At 44.4% G+C, this 16,244-nt stretch carries 18 protein-coding genes and 5 tRNA genes; 11 read left to right on the forward strand and 12 right to left on the reverse strand.

Annotated elements, in window-relative coordinates:
* The first annotated feature begins 105 nt into the window (after positions 1 to 105).
* Complete coding sequence (locus CSUNSWCD_RS04750; protein WP_009494656.1) at positions 106 to 594, forward strand: hypothetical protein; 489 nt, start codon at positions 106 to 108, stop codon at positions 592 to 594.
* A gap of 122 nt (positions 595 to 716) precedes the next feature.
* Here the strand turns inward: CSUNSWCD_RS04750 and coaE are convergent, their stop codons facing one another.
* Positions 717 to 1,385 carry a dephospho-CoA kinase gene (gene coaE, locus CSUNSWCD_RS04755; protein ID WP_009494659.1) on the reverse strand — a complete coding sequence of 223 codons (669 nt, stop codon included), beginning with the start codon at positions 1,383 to 1,385 and terminating at the stop codon, positions 717 to 719.
* Between the two features lie 73 nt (positions 1,386 to 1,458).
* Between coaE and purM the strand changes: the two genes are divergently transcribed.
* Together purM and CSUNSWCD_RS04765 are read left to right on the forward strand one after the other, a co-directional pair.
* Positions 1,459 to 2,442 carry a phosphoribosylformylglycinamidine cyclo-ligase gene (gene purM, locus CSUNSWCD_RS04760; protein WP_034964432.1) on the forward strand — a complete coding sequence of 328 codons (984 nt, stop codon included), beginning with the start codon at positions 1,459 to 1,461 and terminating at the stop codon, positions 2,440 to 2,442.
* 401 nt (positions 2,443 to 2,843) lie between these two features.
* A complete protein-coding gene (locus CSUNSWCD_RS04765) occupies positions 2,844 to 4,088 on the forward strand; it encodes a M20 family metallo-hydrolase (RefSeq protein WP_009494664.1) in 1,245 nt (414 codons plus the stop codon).
* 125 nt (positions 4,089 to 4,213) lie between these two features.
* Here CSUNSWCD_RS04765 and CSUNSWCD_RS04770 read toward each other — a convergent pair whose 3' ends face one another.
* From CSUNSWCD_RS04770 to CSUNSWCD_RS04780, 3 genes are all read right to left on the reverse strand, one after another.
* Positions 4,214 to 5,617, reverse strand: a complete 1,404-nt coding sequence (locus CSUNSWCD_RS04770; protein ID WP_009494668.1) for an alanine/glycine:cation symporter family protein — start codon at positions 5,615 to 5,617, stop codon at positions 4,214 to 4,216.
* 362 nt (positions 5,618 to 5,979) lie between these two features.
* A complete protein-coding gene (locus tag CSUNSWCD_RS04775; RefSeq protein WP_009494671.1) occupies positions 5,980 to 7,164 on the reverse strand; it encodes a replication-associated recombination protein A in 1,185 nt (394 codons plus the stop codon).
* Between the two features lie 44 nt (positions 7,165 to 7,208).
* Positions 7,209 to 7,628, reverse strand: coding sequence for a helix-turn-helix domain-containing protein (locus CSUNSWCD_RS04780; RefSeq protein ID WP_034964391.1), 420 nt, complete (start codon positions 7,626 to 7,628; stop codon positions 7,209 to 7,211).
* Positions 7,629 to 7,738: 110 nt separating this feature from the next.
* Here CSUNSWCD_RS04780 and CSUNSWCD_RS04785 point away from each other — a divergent pair, with 110 nt between their 5' ends.
* Complete coding sequence (locus CSUNSWCD_RS04785) at positions 7,739 to 8,092, forward strand: hypothetical protein (RefSeq protein WP_034964393.1); 354 nt, start codon at positions 7,739 to 7,741, stop codon at positions 8,090 to 8,092.
* Between the two features lie 214 nt (positions 8,093 to 8,306).
* Here the strand turns inward: CSUNSWCD_RS04785 and CSUNSWCD_RS04790 are convergent, their stop codons facing one another.
* Positions 8,307 to 10,460, reverse strand: coding sequence for a TonB-dependent receptor domain-containing protein (locus CSUNSWCD_RS04790; protein WP_009494674.1), 2,154 nt, complete (start codon positions 10,458 to 10,460; stop codon positions 8,307 to 8,309).
* Positions 10,461 to 10,614: 154 nt separating this feature from the next.
* Between CSUNSWCD_RS04790 and CSUNSWCD_RS04795 the strand changes: the two genes are divergently transcribed.
* Positions 10,615 to 10,884: a DUF5339 domain-containing protein gene (locus tag CSUNSWCD_RS04795; RefSeq protein WP_009494676.1), complete on the forward strand. Its 270-nt coding sequence runs from the start codon at positions 10,615 to 10,617 to the stop codon at positions 10,882 to 10,884.
* 112 nt (positions 10,885 to 10,996) lie between these two features.
* Here the strand turns inward: CSUNSWCD_RS04795 and CSUNSWCD_RS04800 are convergent, their stop codons facing one another.
* Positions 10,997 to 11,515: a pyridoxamine 5'-phosphate oxidase family protein gene (locus tag CSUNSWCD_RS04800; RefSeq protein ID WP_009494678.1), complete on the reverse strand. Its 519-nt coding sequence runs from the start codon at positions 11,513 to 11,515 to the stop codon at positions 10,997 to 10,999.
* A gap of 80 nt (positions 11,516 to 11,595) precedes the next feature.
* On the opposite strand from CSUNSWCD_RS04800, the gene CSUNSWCD_RS04805 reads away from it, so the two are divergent.
* Positions 11,596 to 11,901: a hypothetical protein gene (locus CSUNSWCD_RS04805; protein ID WP_009494680.1), complete on the forward strand. Its 306-nt coding sequence runs from the start codon at positions 11,596 to 11,598 to the stop codon at positions 11,899 to 11,901.
* Positions 11,902 to 12,109: 208 nt separating this feature from the next.
* Here the strand turns inward: CSUNSWCD_RS04805 and ung are convergent, their stop codons facing one another.
* Positions 12,110 to 12,796, reverse strand: coding sequence for a uracil-DNA glycosylase (gene ung / locus CSUNSWCD_RS04810; RefSeq protein ID WP_009494686.1), 687 nt, complete (start codon positions 12,794 to 12,796; stop codon positions 12,110 to 12,112).
* A 203-nt stretch (positions 12,797 to 12,999) separates the two neighbouring features.
* Here ung and CSUNSWCD_RS04815 point away from each other — a divergent pair, with 203 nt between their 5' ends.
* The 4 genes from CSUNSWCD_RS04815 to CSUNSWCD_RS11410 all read left to right on the forward strand — a co-directional run bounded on the left by CSUNSWCD_RS04815 (position 13,000) and on the right by CSUNSWCD_RS11410 (position 15,281).
* On the forward strand, positions 13,000 to 13,488 hold the full coding sequence (locus CSUNSWCD_RS04815) for a YbaK/prolyl-tRNA synthetase associated domain-containing protein (RefSeq protein WP_009494690.1): 489 nt from the start codon (positions 13,000 to 13,002) through the stop codon (positions 13,486 to 13,488).
* A gap of 657 nt (positions 13,489 to 14,145) precedes the next feature.
* Positions 14,146 to 14,469 carry a hypothetical protein gene (locus tag CSUNSWCD_RS11400; protein WP_167536551.1) on the forward strand — a complete coding sequence of 108 codons (324 nt, stop codon included), beginning with the start codon at positions 14,146 to 14,148 and terminating at the stop codon, positions 14,467 to 14,469.
* Positions 14,470 to 14,494: 25 nt separating this feature from the next.
* Complete coding sequence (locus tag CSUNSWCD_RS11405) at positions 14,495 to 14,833, forward strand: hypothetical protein (protein WP_034964395.1); 339 nt, start codon at positions 14,495 to 14,497, stop codon at positions 14,831 to 14,833.
* A gap of 7 nt (positions 14,834 to 14,840) precedes the next feature.
* Positions 14,841 to 15,281, forward strand: coding sequence for a DUF4209 domain-containing protein (locus tag CSUNSWCD_RS11410; RefSeq protein ID WP_167536552.1), 441 nt, complete (start codon positions 14,841 to 14,843; stop codon positions 15,279 to 15,281).
* A gap of 124 nt (positions 15,282 to 15,405) precedes the next feature.
* Here CSUNSWCD_RS11410 and CSUNSWCD_RS04840 read toward each other — a convergent pair.
* The 5 genes from CSUNSWCD_RS04840 to CSUNSWCD_RS04855 all read right to left on the reverse strand — a co-directional run bounded on the left by CSUNSWCD_RS04840 (position 15,406) and on the right by CSUNSWCD_RS04855 (position 15,971).
* Positions 15,406 to 15,495: transfer RNA gene (locus CSUNSWCD_RS04840), tRNA-Ser, on the reverse strand.
* A 30-nt stretch (positions 15,496 to 15,525) separates the two neighbouring features.
* Positions 15,526 to 15,681, reverse strand: a complete 156-nt coding sequence (locus CSUNSWCD_RS11415) for a hypothetical protein (RefSeq protein WP_004321784.1) — start codon at positions 15,679 to 15,681, stop codon at positions 15,526 to 15,528.
* A 19-nt stretch (positions 15,682 to 15,700) separates the two neighbouring features.
* A tRNA-Cys gene (locus CSUNSWCD_RS04845) sits at positions 15,701 to 15,774 on the reverse strand.
* A gap of 10 nt (positions 15,775 to 15,784) precedes the next feature.
* Positions 15,785 to 15,871: transfer RNA gene (locus CSUNSWCD_RS04850), tRNA-Leu, on the reverse strand.
* Positions 15,872 to 15,896: 25 nt separating this feature from the next.
* A tRNA-Gly gene (locus tag CSUNSWCD_RS04855) sits at positions 15,897 to 15,971 on the reverse strand.
* Positions 15,972 to 16,089: 118 nt separating this feature from the next.
* On the opposite strand from CSUNSWCD_RS04855, the gene CSUNSWCD_RS04860 reads away from it, so the two are divergent.
* A tRNA-Ala gene (locus CSUNSWCD_RS04860) sits at positions 16,090 to 16,165 on the forward strand.
* Positions 16,166 to 16,244: the final 79 nt, after the last annotated feature.

Raw genomic sequence — 16,244 nt, forward strand, 5'->3', positions numbered from 1 at the left:
TTTATTGTTTTTCTCCGATCTCAATAAAACAAATTTCGCTCCAAATTTTAATTTTTATTTTTCGTTTTTTCCGATAAAATACCGCCTCAAATTTAAGGAGCAAAAATGGATATACAAAAACTAAATCAAAACCTAAACAAACTCAACAAATTTTTATTTATTATCTTAGGCATCGCCGTCGCGATCTGGATCGGCGTAGAAGTTTTTATAGGCAGTAAAGTAGAATACGCAAAAGAACAAATGAAAGAAAATCTATGCGAAGCATCAAATGTGCAAGAAATGCTGGTGCGACTAAATTCAGGTCTCCCGAGAAAACTAGATGAGATAAATACGCTCGAAAAAATCAGCTGTGAAAATCGTCGCATCATTTATCAATATGCGCTTGGAAAAGGGCTAGAAATGGATGAAAACGCGCTAAATGATAAAGATATAGCCAAGCTAAAAGACGAGCAAACAAAGGAACTCAAAAAAGAATTTTGCGAAGATATGCGATTAAAGGCGGTACGAGAGATAGCTGACGGCGTCGATTTTGTTTATTATATAAAGAACAAAGAGCTTATTCGGGTAAAACTTGAAAGCAAAGAGTGCAAATAAACTAAAATAATCAACGTAGTTTGCGTCACAAGTAGCAGCAGGGCTCTAGATATGACGCCAAACTGCGCTGCCAAGCAACTAAAGCAGTGTTTAAATAGCATAAAATGCCGTGTCATAACAGGTTAAGCTATTTTTTCCAAAAAAGACCCGGTTTCATCTCTTAAATTTTGCAAATCACCGCTATTATCTATAATAAAATCCGCCATGGCGCGCTTTTGCTCGATATCAGTTTGCAGCTCCACACGGTGCTTTGCAGCGTCGTAGCTAAGCCCGTTTCGCTTCATCACGCGCGAAATCAGCGTATCTTTTGGCGCATAAACGACCGCCACTTTGTCGAAAAACTCATACCTCTTGCCCTCGAAAAACAGCGGAATGTCAACGAAATAAAGCCTTCTTTTTGCCTCCAAAGCCTGCGCCTGCGATAAAATTTCAGCCGTTATCTTCGGATGCAGCAGCGCTTCAAGCTTTGCAAGCTCCGCAGGGTTTTTAAACACCAGCTCGCCTAGTTTTTTTCGGTCCACCGAAACGCAGGGCATGGACGAATTTTTCTCACCTGAACTAACGCCAAATTCCGCGTGTGAGTCCAAATTTTCGGCCTGCGCGTCTTTTTGCACGACGTATTGCGCGCCGAAAATTTCAGCCACCTGCGCGGCACAGCGATCCAAGACGCAATGCGAAATCCTATCGGCGTCTATAATCTCAAATCCGCGATCACGAAGTAGCTCGCAAACCGCGCTCTTGCCGCTGCCGATACTGCCCGTGATGACGATTGCGTGTTTAAATTGCGGCATTTTGCCTCCGATTTTTTACTCCGATTTTAGCAATTTTTGGCTAAAATTAACCAAATTTCAACAAAGGGCAAAAATGATAAGCTACAAAGAAGCTGGCGTCGATATAGACGCGGGAAATGACTTCGTAAACGCTATAAAACCGTTCGTTAAGGCAACGCAAACTCCGCACGTTTTGGGCGGTATCGGCTCATTTAGCGGCGCAGTGAGACTGCCTGCGGGATACAAAAAACCTGCGATCCTGGGCGCTACTGATGGCGTAGGTACAAAGCTACGACTCGCAATCGACGCGCGTAAATTTGACGGCGTCGGCCAGGACCTTGTCGCGATGTGCGTAAACGACCTCATCTGCAACTTCGCCGAGCCGCTATTTTTCCTCGACTACTACGCGACTGCAAAGCTCGAGATCGCGGACGCCAAAGAGGTCGTAAAAAGCATCGCCGATGGCTGCAAACTCGCCCGCTGCGCGCTGATCGGCGGCGAGACGGCAGAGATGCCTTCGATGTATGAAAAAGGCGACTTTGACCTTGCAGGCTTTGCCGTGGGTATCGCAGAAGAGGACGAGATCGACCGCAGCAAGTTCGTACGTGAGGGCGATGTACTAATCGCGCTTCCTAGTAGCGGCCTGCACTCAAACGGCTTCTCGCTCGCACGCAAAGTGGTTGCCGAGCTAGGGCTGAAATTTGACGACAAGGTAGGCGGTCGCGCGCTTATCGACGTGCTTTTGGAGCCGACCAGGATTTACGTCGCAGATTTTTTAAATTTAAAAGACAAGATCCACGCGCTCGCACATATCACAGGCGGCGGCATCGTGGAAAATCTGCCGCGCGTATTTCCGGAGGGACTAGGTGCGAAGATCGAGCATGTCGCGATCCGCACGCCCGAAATCTTTAAAATCATCGCGCAAAAGGTCGAGCCCGCCGAGATGATGAGGACGTTTAACATGGGCGTTGGCATGATCGTAGTAGCTCCGAAAGAAAATGCAGATTTTGTACTAGTAAATACCGACGGCTACGTCATCGGCGAGGTCGTAAAAGGCGCGGGCGCACAGCTAGTTTAAGCAGGCAAATTTAACTTTGGCTCGTCAGCAAATACGCTACGAGTCAAAGATTTTTAGGCGGCAAATTTATATTGCTAACCGCTCTCCTCAAAAACCACTGCTTTTGTTTAAATTTTACCATCATATTTTCTGCAAATTTATATCTCAAACCGGGCAATTTGTTAGTAAAATTTAGTATGTTATGGTATAAAGTTTTTACTTTATCTGTTTGTAAATTCTATATTCAAAAGCCGATTTTAGCGCTAAATCTTAATAAAACTAACGTTAGCGTTTGTTAGCTCTTATATATCAAACATTATCTAAACTCCAAAAATTAAATGTTATATTAAATAAAAATATTAAAGTATAAATTTAATGCTTCTTGGCTAAAATTTGATAAATTTAAATACAAAGGACGGGCGATGAGTATAAATTTAGATAGACTTAAGGTGCTTTTTAGCGAGATAAATGCGATAAACGACGAGAGCTTCGGAGCGGGAATGAGCCGCCTGGCCTACACGAGCGAAGACAAGGCCGCCAGAGAGCTATTTATCGCGCGCTGTAAGGAGGCGGGGCTAAAAGTGCGCATAGACGCCATCGGAAATATCTTTGCCAGGCGCGAGGGTACAGAGCCCGAGCTGCCGGCGGTAGCGTTTGGCTCGCATCTGGATACCGTGATAAACGGCGGCGAATTTGACGGGATTCTCGGCGTCCTGGGCGGGTTAGAGCTGATTAGATCGCTAAACGACGAGGGTGTACAGACGCGTAGGCCGCTCGAGCTGGTCGTCTTTGAGTGCGAGGAGTCGAGCAGATTTAATATCGCGACGCTCGGCAGCAAGGTAATGTGTGGCAAGCTTGGTTTTGAAAAGCTAAAAGACGTGCGCGACTTTCAAGGACGCGCTATCAGCGAGATTTTTTCTGAGTTTGGCATCGATCTAGCAAGCATCGAAAAGGCTAAAAATTTGACGCCGAATTACGAGAGCTTTTTTGAGCTACACATCGAGCAAGGACCGCTACTAGATAACGAAAATATCCAAATCGGCGTAGTAAGCGCCATCGCCGCGCCGCATAGATTTAGCGTGCGCGTGCAGGGCCAGGCTCAGCACTCCGGCACGACCGCGATGAAGTACCGTCACGACGCGCTTTGCGCGGCGGCGCAGATAGTGCTGGCCGTCGAGCACGTCGCGCAAGAAAATGCGGTAAACGGCGTGGTAGCGACCGCAGGCAACTGCACGGTAAAACCGGGCGTCATGAACGTCGTGCCGGGCGAGGCGACGCTGCTAATCGACCTGCGCGGCATCGACCTAGCCACGCGCGAGGCAGCCTACGAGCAGATCCTGGCTGAAATCTCGCACATCGAGGCTCAGCGTGGCGTCAAATGCGAGATCAAGCAACTAGCATTCGACGAGCCGTGCGCGCTAGATGGCCGCCTCATCAAACTCATCGCCCAAAAAGCCGCGGCTCTCGGGCTTAGCTTTGAGATCATGCCAAGCGGCGCAGGACACGACGCAATGCATATGAGCGCACTTTGTCCGACAGCTATGATTTTCATCCCGTCTAAAGACGGTATCAGCCACAATCCGGCGGAATTTTCTAGTTGGAGCGATATCGCTAACGGGGTAAATTTGCTAAAAAGCGTGGTTTTAGAAACGGCGGAAAGGGTTTGAATTTGACTCAAATTTGACGCCGCAAAAGTCGGTCGGTAGACTAAATTTGAAGTATAAATAAGCACGGGAAATTGCTCTCCCGCCAAAAAGAAGTAAATTAACTACCGTAAAATTTACTACGCCGCTCAAGCCTTCCTTATATACTCGTTTGGATCGTATTCTTTGCCTTCGTCGTGATCCTTCAGGAGCTTAACCACGACGGGGCTAAGCGCGATGATGGCGATCAGGTTTGGAAGCACCATGAGGCCGTTAAACATATCGGCTAGCTCCCAGACAAAATTTATCTTTAGTAAGCTGCCCGCAAACACAAATCCTACGACAAATATCTGTAAAATTCGCACGAATTTGGCACCAAAAAGATAGCGCACGTTGATCTCGGCGAAGTAGTACCAGCCCAAAATCGTCGTAAAAGCAAAGAAAAACAAGCAAATCGCCACAAAGCTATATCCGCCCGTATGCCCCAAAACATGCGAAGAAAAGGCCTCTTGTACGAGCGAAATGCCCGTTAGCACGGCTTTGCCGTTTTCAAAATGTATCACGTCGGCGCTAAGCACAACAAAAACGGTGATATTTAGCACGATAAAGGTATCGACAAACACGCTCATGATGCCAAGCACCGCCTGATCGACGGGGTGCTTGACGTTAGCCGCGGCATGCGCGTGAGGCGTCGAGCCCATGCCCGCTTCGTTTGAAAACAGTCCGCGCGCGATACCGTATCTCATCGCCGTAGCTATCGTGGCTCCAGTCGCGCCGCCCCATGCCGCGGATGGATTAAACGCAGCTTCAAATATAAGCGCTATGACACCTGGAATTTTATCGAGATTAAAGCAAATGATCACAAGCCCGACCGCGACGTAGAGGATCGCCATGATAGGCACGATCTTTTCGGCGACTCTAGCGATGGCTTTGACTCCGCCGATAAAGATCGTAGCGCAAATCGCCGCCAAAAACAGTCCGCTCGCCCAGTTTGGGATACCAAATGCCCCTTTAAAGCCGTCTGAAATGGAGTTAGCCTGGACCATATTTCCCATAAATCCGAGCGCCAAAATGATCGCCAGCGCGAAAAACGCCGCCAAAACCTTGGCATAGCGGCTCTTTAGCCCGCGACTGATATAAAACGCCGGCCCGCCGATCATGTGTCCGCTGTCGTCTTTGGTACGGTAAATTTGAGCTAGACAGATCTCTGCGAAATTCGTCGCCATGCCTAAAAACGCCGCGCACCACATCCAAAATATCGCTCCCGGCCCGCCCATGATGAGCGCGGTTGTGGCACCCACAAGGTTGCCTGTGCCCACCTGTGCCGCGACCGCGGTAGCGACGGCCTGAAACGAGCTCATGCCCGATTTTCCCGCCGCTTCGCCGTGCAATGAGAAGTTGCCAAAAAGCCTATTAAGGCCCATTTTAAACTTAAAAATCTGCACGAATCGCAGCCTAATCGTAAAATAAAGCCCAGTGCCGCAAAGTAGCGCGATGAGGAAATACGGCCCCCAAAGGAATGAATTTATAGAGCTTACGAGGTCGGTGAGCATGGATTTGCCTTTAAGTTTTTTAAAATTCATCAAGTATATTTAAAAAAATATAAAACTAAAATAAATAATAAAAATTTTTTAGCCTAATTTAAAAATATAGGTAAAATTTGAGTTAAATTTGACAAGGCGGGCGGTTTTAGAGGGCATTCTTGATTTGCGCGGAGGTTTTTGTTTTAGCTAGACCTTCTCGCTGATTTGCAAATTTGACGGCGGTTTTACGAGATTTACCGAGAAATTTAACAAGCCTGCAAAAACCCAAAAGTTAAAAATGCGCTAAATTTGACCGTAATGCTTCTTGTCAAATTTAATAAGCCGGCAGGGCAAATTTGAGTCGTCGCAAAATTAACGTAAGCCTTCCAAATTTAACCCTTAGATTTTATTTTAGCCAGCCACTCGTCCAGCGTCTTTTCAAAGCCGATGCCGTTGCTCTCGTAAAATTTAAGCGTTTTTTCGAGATATTTTTGCTCCACCCAGCCGCCGAAACTATGCGGATACAGATAGTCCTTGGCCTCGGGTGCGGTGTTGATGAGATAGGGCGGGATCTTTAGCGGCGGTTCATTTTTCACGTAGGCTAGCGCGGCGTTTATGGCCTTGTAACTGGAGTTTGACTTTGGCGAGTGGGCTAGATACATCGCGCATTGAGCCAGGATTATGCGCGCTTCGGGAAAGCCGATCTTGCTAACGGTGGCAAGCGCGTTAGCGGCTAAATTTAGCGCGTTAGGATTGGCGTTGCCGATGTCCTCGCTGGCAAATATCGCCATCCTGCGCGCGATAAAATCAGCACTCTCGCCAGCGTCGATAAGCCGTGCCAGATAGTACATGACGGCGTTTTCGTCGCTACCGCGCAGGCTTTTTATAAAGGCACTTGCCAGTCCGTAGTGCACATCGTCCTCACTAACGCCTTCGCTAACGGCGTTAGCTCGTAGCGTTTTTAAATTTTCTAACGTTATTTTTTCATCCAGACTCACGGCAAACTCGAGCAAATTTAGCAGTCCGCGCGCGTCTCCGCCGCTGCTTTTTACGAGATAGGCTTTGGCTTCGTCTGAGATATCAAATTTAACCTCGCCCCTCACGCGCTCAAGCAGCTTTTCAAAATCCTCGCTCGCAAGCGGCTTAAACTCAAAGAGCATCGAGCGGCTGCGGATGCCAGAGCTTAGCGTGAAATATGGATTTTCGGTGCTGGCTCCGATGATGGCGGCGCGGTAGTTTTCCATCGGTATCAGCAGAGCTTCTTGCTGCGTTTTGCTTAGGCGGTGGATCTCGTCGATGAAAAATAGCGGCTTAGAAAGCGCATTTTCGTGGTTTTTTAGGATTTTGCGAAACTCCTCAATCTTGAGATTTCCGCCGTCAAATTCGTAAAAATCATACTCCATCGACCGTGCGACGACGCGAGCAAAGCTAGTCTTGCCGCAGCCTGCCGGCCCATAAAATATACTGTGCGGAATTTTTTTATTTTTGATAAATTTTTTAAAAACGCCCACCAGCTCGCGCTGTCCGCAGATCTCGTTTAGGCTCGTCGGACGAAATTTCAAGGCGAAATTTTGCAAATTTGCTCCTTTTAAATTTTAAGACATTATAGTCAAATTTTGCGCTAGTTGGCAATTTGCTTTAAGATTAGATTTAATTTTTCGACGTTTTGCTTGTTTTGTTCAAGAGAGCCTTTGAGGATTTCGAGGCTTTTAGGGGATAAATATTCAAGAAGTTCTATAATATCTCTATATTTATAGTTTAGTTCATCATCCCCATATAGCCGTTTTAGTATTTTATCATTTTGCCTTTTATCGTCGCTAAAAAAATCTTGCTCAAAGACCCCAAGCGCATCGGCGATAAAAGGAAGCATATCGGCTTTTATTTCTATATTTCCGTTTAGATAGGCATAGATGCTCGATTCTGTAGGTATTTCGCCCGTTCTTGAGGCTTTCATATCGAGGTTTATTAGACGTTTTGCGAGCTCTCTTTTACTGATATTTCTCTCTTGTAAAATTTCATTTATTCTTTGTACGACTTTCATAAAATTCTCTATTTTCCAGATTTTTATGATTATATGCATATAAATTATCTATAAAGAATAATTTAAGTATTGATAAACTATAATTTTAATATCTTGAAAAAGGAGAAAAAATGAAAAAGATACTTTTGATATCTTGTTTGTTTCTGGTTGGATGTAGCGGTAGTAGTGTAAAAGAAGCGCCTCTTAAGATGTCATATTCCACACAAGTTAACCGATTTTCAGGGGTGCGCTATTCTATAATTGAAATAACTTCGCTATCAAATGACTTGGTTATTAAAGACGTAAGACTCAATAAAGGCAACTGCGTTATTAGAAAGATGATGCTCACCAATGGCAAAATAGAAGAGCTGTTTCCTATGAAATTAACATATGGCAATAGCATAAAACGCACCGCGACTTGCAAAAAAATACTGGAAGCTGAAGTTGTTACCAATGATGGCAGTTGGACTTTTACTTGGAATTAAGGATATATTATGCTAAATACAAAAAACGTAAATATAGTTTGTCTATGTGGCAAACTACTTGAAAACAGAAATATATCAAAAAATACTTCCGCTTCTTTTACCAAAAAATGTGACTGCTGCAAGAAAAATATTTTTATACAAATAAAAAATAGTGAAGTCTTTGTAAGTTATAAATAATAAAACTTAGAGGCGATTTCTCGCCTCTAACATAAATTTAAAACGTCTTTTCAAAATCTACGTAGAAATTTCTACCTTTGCCCACTCTAGAAGTATCTTTTAGGCCGTTAGCGTAAATGTATTCTTTATTAAAGATATTATTCACGCCGAAGCTAATTTTTAGCCCCTTGTTTAGCAGATAGCTGTCGAAATTTTTCGGCTCCCATCGGCCTTTAAAATTTACGATAGTAAAGGTTTCGTCTACGTATTCGTATTTTTGACCTCGCACGACGTAGTATTTCTCGTCGTTGTTAGGCCTAAACCAATGCATCATATCGCCGCCCAGACTAAGCCCCCACGGCTCGTATCTATACATCGCGCCCAAAGTTAGCTTATCGGCGTAGACGGTGAGTATCTTTTTGGTCGCCTTGTCGTAGATTTTCGTATGGTCGTATCCGAGCGAGAATGTAAGGTTGTTTATCGCGTATTTGGACTCGATTTCGATGCCGCGGCGTTTTGCGTTATCAACGTTTTCGTACATACCGTAGCGTCTGCCCGGCGCTTCGGCGTCAAACGGTGGGTTGCCCTTGTCCGGTCTTGCTTTTAAATTTATCATATCTTTGATGTTGCCGTCGTAGTAGGTAGCCTTAAAATACAGCTCGTCGTCGCCCAAAAGCCCCTGCTTGTCGATAGAAAAGCCTACTTCGTACTCTTTTGCGATTTCAGGTTTTAGGTCGGGATTTGGTATGTACCAGTAGTGCGGATTTAACGGGCCGGCCGATGACGTCTCGTTTGGCGTCGGTCCTCTAAATGTCTCTGCGTAGCCTACGAGTAAATTTATGCCGTCAAAAACCTCGTACGCAAGGCCAAGTTTCGGAGAAAATCTAGACTCGGAGTATGAGCTACGATCGCCGTTTTTGACTCCGCGTTTAAATTTATCGAATCTACCGCCCAGAGTAAACTCGAATCTACCTACGCTAAATACGTCTTGCGCGTAGATGCCGAGGTCTTTGTAAAAATTCGGAAATGAGCCAAAGTCGCTAAGCGCGCCGTTGTACCAAAATATCGCATCCTCTTTTCTATGCTCGTAGTCGATACCGGTAACTAGCCTGTGCTCTAGCACGCCGGTGTCAAAGAGGCTTTCGTTTTTGAGCCTAACGCCCCATCTGTCGTCTTTGTTTTTGTAGTCGATATAGACTGGATTGCCTCTGCTAAAGCCCGTTCTGATCCTATGATTTAGAGCTTTTGCGTTGTAGTACTGAGCGGAGAAATTTATCCATCTATTATTAAGCGGAGTATATTTGTATATCAGGCTATAGTCTCGCTGTTTTAGCCGTCCCGAGGTAGGCAGCTGCGCATCCTCGCTCCAGAAAAGCGACTGCCAAGGCGAGGAGGAGAATTTTTCGTGGTAGTTAAATACGCTAGCCTCCAGGGCATGCTCGTCGGTTATCGCCCACTCGGTTTTGGCAAAGACAGTGTTTACCTGCTCGTCGTTTTCCGCGTATTTCACGCCCGAGCGCTTGCCGTCTCTAGCCATCTTTATCTTGCCAAAGTCCGCGTGCTTGCCGTAGAGTAAAATGCCGAAATTTTCCGTCGGCTTAGCTGCGATGGCGGCTCGATTTGAGTTCATGTGGTTGCTCTCCTGGCGGTGGCCGATCGTGACGCCGTAGTCGCTGCCCGGGTTTATAAAGTCGCTCACGTCTTTGGTTATCATACTAACGATACCGCCAACCGCACCGCTGCCGTGTAGCACGGAGCTAGCGCCCTTTACGACCTCGACGCGTTTTAGCAAGTCGTTATCCACGCGAAAGGTTGAAATTTGATTAGAAAAAAGCGAAGGCGAGCGCTTAATACCGTCTTGTTCGATGATGACGCGTGCTTCGCTTTGGTAGCCGAATCCGCGGATGTTGTAGTACTGGCCGACTTGTCTACCGTGGTCGTTGCCGAGCATCACACCCGGCACCAAGCCGATAGCGTCGATAACGGACGGCGATTTAACTAAGTCGTTTTGATTTAGGACGCTGACTTGGCCCGCGTATTTAGCGACGTCGGTTTCGCTCCTGTTTGCCGTGACGGAGACCATATCAAGCTTCACTGATCCGGTCACGTTGCTATCGGCGCGCTTAAATTTGCTGTCTGAACTACTCATCTGCGCGAGAGCCGAGGCTGCACTCAGTAAAACTGCAGCCGCGATAATGCTAAATTTACCCATGACATCCCCTTTATATTAAGAAATTGATAATAGGTATAATTTTATATATTTTTCATTTAAATTAAGTTTTATTTTTAACTAATTTTTTAAATTTAAGTGTTAAAAAAAGGAATAAAGTGGTATAATTACCCCCTATTTTATCCAAGGAGAACATATGAAAAAGTCATTGTTAGTAGTTGCCGCTTTGGGCGTTATGGGCGTATCTGCCGCAGCAGCAGAGCTTTCGCCTACTTGCGAGGAGTATTTTAAACTAGTAGACGAGTTCGTAGAGAAGGCAAAGGACAACCCTCAAATGGCAGCTATGAAACCTACTTATGAGAGCCAAAAAGCTCAGTTTGCTCAGCTACCGAAAGACTCTCAAGAGGCCGCTTGCAAACCTGCCCTTGAACAAATGAAGCAAGTTATAGCTACGCTACCTAAATAATTTTTATCCCTCCGCTTGGAGGGATTTTTCGTCTTTTTCAAATTCTTCGTTGCTATCCAAATTTTAGTAGATTAATCAAATTTGACGTTGCGAGAACGTCTAAAACTTAAATTTAATCCCGAATAATCTTTGCCTTTGCCGTTATGCTCGCGATCTTTAGCTCGTAGATATTTGTCGCCTTTAGCCCGTGAGCCGCCGCGACGTCAAAGGTTCGCATGTAGTTTGGCGTGTATTTTTCGCTAAGTAGCCGTAGCGCATGCAGTCTCGCCGCCTCGTCAGTCACGGTATAGGCCTTGGTTACGGCGACGGCGGATTTGTATTCGGTCGTAAAGACCTTCGCGCCAAGCGCCTTGCCGTCGTCCTTGATCGCGTCTAGCTGCTCATCCGTCAAAACCGGCACCTGCGCGTAGCTCACGCAAACTAATGTCACGCTCTTGCCGTCTTTTAGTAGCCTTGCCTTAGAACCTGCAGGAGCGCCGTGCAAAAATACGCTCTCGTCCTCGCGCACGACCGAGATCGGCACGCTAAAAATCTCGCCCGCCTCACCAATGCAAGAGATCGTGACGTATTCGCACGCATCGATGATCGCAAGCCCCTCCTGCGCGCTTAATTCTCTATCTTTTCGTCTCATTTTCCGCCTTTAAATTTTTGAAAATTATAAAATTTTAACCCTAAAAAAGTGTATAATTTCGCAAATTTTAAAGGACGACGATGAGAAAAATATTAATATTTTGCGCTCTGGGCGCACTGGCTTTAGGCGCTCAAAACGCGTGCGAGGAGTACGTAAAGCAAAGCAAAATTTACCTAAACGAGCTTTACGAAACAAAATCCAAGCAGCTAAAAGACGATCCACAAGCGTTTAGGCTCTTTGAGCTTAAATTTAGCGAGCTGCAAAAAGCTCAGGAGGGCCAAGCGGCGCTAATCATACAAAGCGGCGATGAGAAATTTTGCGAGCGCGAATCTGCAAAGATAAAATCCATGTTAGATGAAATGAGAGCAGAAAAGGCGCAAAAGTAGGCCTGTTTTATAGAGAAATTTGAGTCGCTTTTGCCGAGTAGAGCCAAAAGCTCTACAATCAAATTTGAGACCCGCCCTAACCTGATAAGCTTTTGAATGCAAATTTGACGTAGCCTGGCGCAATTAAAACCACATGCTTACCAAATTTTGCAAACTCGCTTTAGCCAAATCGTAAAAGCTCGTTTTGTCACGGCTGCATAAAAGCACACTAACTAGCGTTATTTAAATCCCAATCTATCGGCGCTTTGCCGTGCTCGGCGAGATACAAATTTGCCTTTGAAAAGTGCCTGCAACCAAAAAACGCGCCGCGCGCTAACGGACTTGGATGCGCTGCCGTTAGTACAAGGTGTTTGTTAGCGTCGATGAGAGGGATTTTGGCCTTAGCCGGGTTGCCCCATAGCATAAAAACGACGTTCTGGGCGCGTTCGCTAAGCTTCCTGATCGCAGCATCCGTAAACTCCTGCCAGCCGAAATTTGAGTGCGAGTTAGCCTGCCCCGCACTAACGCTTAGCGTCGCATTTAGCAGCAGTACGCCCTGCTTCGCCCAGTAGCTCAGATCGCCTGAGTTTGGCTCCGCGATGCCCAGATCGTCGCGGATTTCTTTGTAGATGTTGGCGAGGCTCGGCGGGACTTTGACGCCGCGCGGCACGGAGAAGCTTAGCCCCATCGCCTGCCCCGCGCCGTGATATGGGTCTTGACCCAGGATCACGACCTTGACGGCATTAAACGGCGTGAGATTAAAAGCGTTAAATATCAGCGCATTTGGCGGATATACCTCGCCAGCGGCCTTTGCGCGCAAGAAATTTTCCTTTATGCGAGCGAAATTTTCGCTTAAAAATTCCTCTTTTAGCGCCTCTTTCCAGCCTGCTTCGATTTGGATTTTATCGATCTGCATGATTTTTCCTTTGTAAATTTGCTCTTTTTCTTTATATTCATTTTAAGGCAAATTTACGAAATGATAGCCAAAAATATTTAAATTTAAGCGGCTCAAGATGCGGTCAAATTTAGACGCATTTAGCTTGTTAAATTTCAAAAAGTGCAGGGTGGTTTTAAAATTTGCTGTATAATTTAAACCAAATCTTAAATAAAGGAACAACGATGTCCGAGCAAATTTTCGAGAAACTAAAAGAGCTGCTAAGTACGCAAAATGCGGACTTTTGCACCGTATCTCACGCGAGCGCAAAAACATCGGCCGAGGTCGCCGTGGCGCGCGGCACGGAGCTAGGGCAGGGGGCTAAGGCGCTCGTTTGTGTCGTAAAAGGCAGCGGCGCCAAACGATACGTTTTGGCCGTATTGCCGGCGGATTACAAGGCTGATTTGCAGCTCATCGCACACGCACTGGGCGGCACTAGAGCAAGTCTAGCAAGCCCCGATGAGGTCATGCGACTCACTGACTGCGTCTTTGGCAGCGTTCCGCCGTTTAGCTTTCACGAGGAGCTAGAGCTGATCGCCGATCCGAGCCTATTTACCCGCTACGCCGAGCTTGCCTTTAACGCAGGCTTGCTAGATCATTCTATCATTTTAAACACGAAAGACTATGATCGTATCACACAGCCAAGATTGGTCAAATTTGCGATAATGGAGTGAGAAATTTAGTTAAAAAGGATGAAATTTGATCGAAAAAATACAGCAAACAACGATAACTAAAGATAATTTTTTGGGTATAAATTTGGACAAAATACTCAAAGACGCAAAATATTTTGACGCTTACAGTTTTAAATTTGCGGACTTGTGCGAAGAAAATTTTAGAAATGGAAATTTAAAAGCGAGTAAGGTATTTTATTTATAAGAAATGCTTGCTCTATGGCCTTAAAGCCCGGAAGGCTAAACGAACCGTACGAAGCTGGATGTATCGCAGGCGATTGCAGATCGGCGATATTAGAGGATTTAGCCGAGCAGGATTTGAATTTTTCGAGAGTATTTTGGATGAAATGACCGATTGCAGATTAAAATCAAAGATCGCCGATATTTTATGGATTTTAAAAATTCCCAAAATATAAAATTTTTAGAGATCGCCGTAAATGAATACTCGAAAATATCTCTAGAGCCAAAGTCGCTAAATCAATTTAAGATAGATGCGTTTGAAAGGGCTATCAGGCTATCTCGACTATCCAAAATCACAAAAAATCAATACGCCGAAATATCGAATAAATTTTAGAATGTTTTAATAAAGTAGAGCCGACCGATCAATACTACTGCTTAAGGATGTCGTATTTATTGGATATTGTCAAGCTAGACAAAAAATTGCAATCAAGCGTAGCTGAAAAATTAGAAAATTTTGCCGATTCATTTGCTAAAGAGGAAGAATTTATTGCAGCGATTAGATACTATCAAGAGTCGCAAAAATGGTATAAGAAGCTCAAAAATAGCCATAAAATAGCCGAAACTGCACTCAAAATAGCCAATATCTTAATAGAAAAAGCAAAAGAAAGCAACGCTATATCGTCAAAAATAGATCTAGAGCAAGCACTAAAAGAGCTTAGAAGCATTCCTGCAAAAGATAGAAATGAGCTCGAAATCGATCAAAAAATAGACGAGATACGCAAGCTGATGGGGCAAAATAACTAAGATATTATAAGCGAAATGAGCTTGATTGCTACCGAGAATATCGATATTTCACTATCAAAATAATGCAAAGCTAGCGGTAAAAGGCAAGCGATTATCTGAAGCGGTATTATGCCTAGCTAATATCACGACAGCCCCGCTTTATGAAGGTACCAAAAAGTCATCCGAAAATCTTTTAAAGAAGTCTCTGCTTTCAAATTTTGTTACTCAAATTTACGTAGATACCGATGGAAGAAAACTACAACAAATAATAACAAAAGATGATCGATTAAAACATGAAATGTACCAGCAATACCATATACAACGTCAAGTTGGCGGTAGACGGCAGTATACTGCCCGCATTTTTGCAAATTTTAAAGAAGCATAGAGTGTCTATGCGCTTCATTTATGATATTTGCAGAAATTCTAGCGCGGTTCCGGCTGGCAGGGCAGATATCTGGGCGCAAGGTTTATATTACGTTTTTGATAGAGATTTTTTGGTTTCAAGTCATTTGCTGATACCTCAAATAGAGCATTTGACGAGAATTTTACTACAACAAGAAAAAATCCCTACGACTACTATCGATGAAAACGGCGTAGAATCTGAAAAAAGCATAAACTCGCTTTTACAAGAACCAAAAATATATAAATTACTCGGGAGAGATTTGACGGAAGAGTTAAAATTTTTACTAACGGAGCCGATGGGGTTAAACTACAGAAATAAAATATGTCACGGACTGGTCAGTGAATCCCCAAACTATGCCGATATTTATATTTGGTGGCTTTGCCTTAGGCTAACGGTTAATAACTGCGTTTCATTTGAGAACGCTTGCTAGATTTTATTACATTAGCTTACAAATAAAATATGCAATAAAGTCAAAAAAAATTACTAAAATTTAAAAAATACAACTAAAATTTGGAGATACTAATATATTAGGAGTTAATACAATAATTAGATAATGGCCGGGAGATAGGGATTCGAACCCCAGGAGGCTTTCACACCTCAACGGTTTTCAAGACCGCCGCTTTCGACCGCTCAGCCATCTCCCGTAAAAATATTTTGGCTAATTATAGCCAAATTTATTCGGTTTTTTCCTTAACGTAGGAAGCACCTTTGTTGACTTTTTCCTTTGACCATTCAACGGCGTTATTTGTGTCCTCTTTGGCTCCGCGCCAAGTATTTGAACAGCCGACCATAAACAAAGCAGCAGATAATAGCACTAGTAAATAACGCATTTTCTCTCCTTATAATTTTTGGAGGCGACACCCGGATTCGAACCGGGGATCAAAGCTTTGCAGGCTCATGCCTTACCACTTGGCTATGTCGCCTAAAAGTCAATGGTGCCCGAAACCGGACTTGAACCGGTACGGTAAAAAATACCGAGGGATTTTAAGTCCCTTGCGTCTACCATTCCGCCACCCGGGCAAAAATTCCCTAAATTTAAAACCGATGGAGCGGGAAACGAGATTCGAACTCGCGACCCCAACCTTGGCAAGGTTGTGCTCTACCCCTGAGCTATTCCCGCATTTTTGTTTGAGAAATGAGATTTTAGCTGATTTTTGCTTAAAATTTTATTTTATTTCGTCAAATTTCAAAATTTCGTAAGATAAAAATGATATAATTCCAAAATCTTTCCGACGATTGGGGTTATAGCTCAGCTGGGAGAGCGCTTGAATGGCATTCAAGAGGTCGGCGGTTCGATCCCGCTTAACTCCACCAACTTTTAAATTTCTCCCCAAATTTTGCTTCATCAAAAAATTTTGATTAATTTATATTTTATAGTTAATATCGCAATCCT

The sequence above is a fragment of the Campylobacter showae CSUNSWCD genome, from assembly GCF_000313615.1.
In the GTDB taxonomy this organism is placed as follows: Bacteria; Campylobacterota; Campylobacteria; order Campylobacterales; family Campylobacteraceae; genus Campylobacter_A; species Campylobacter_A showae_A.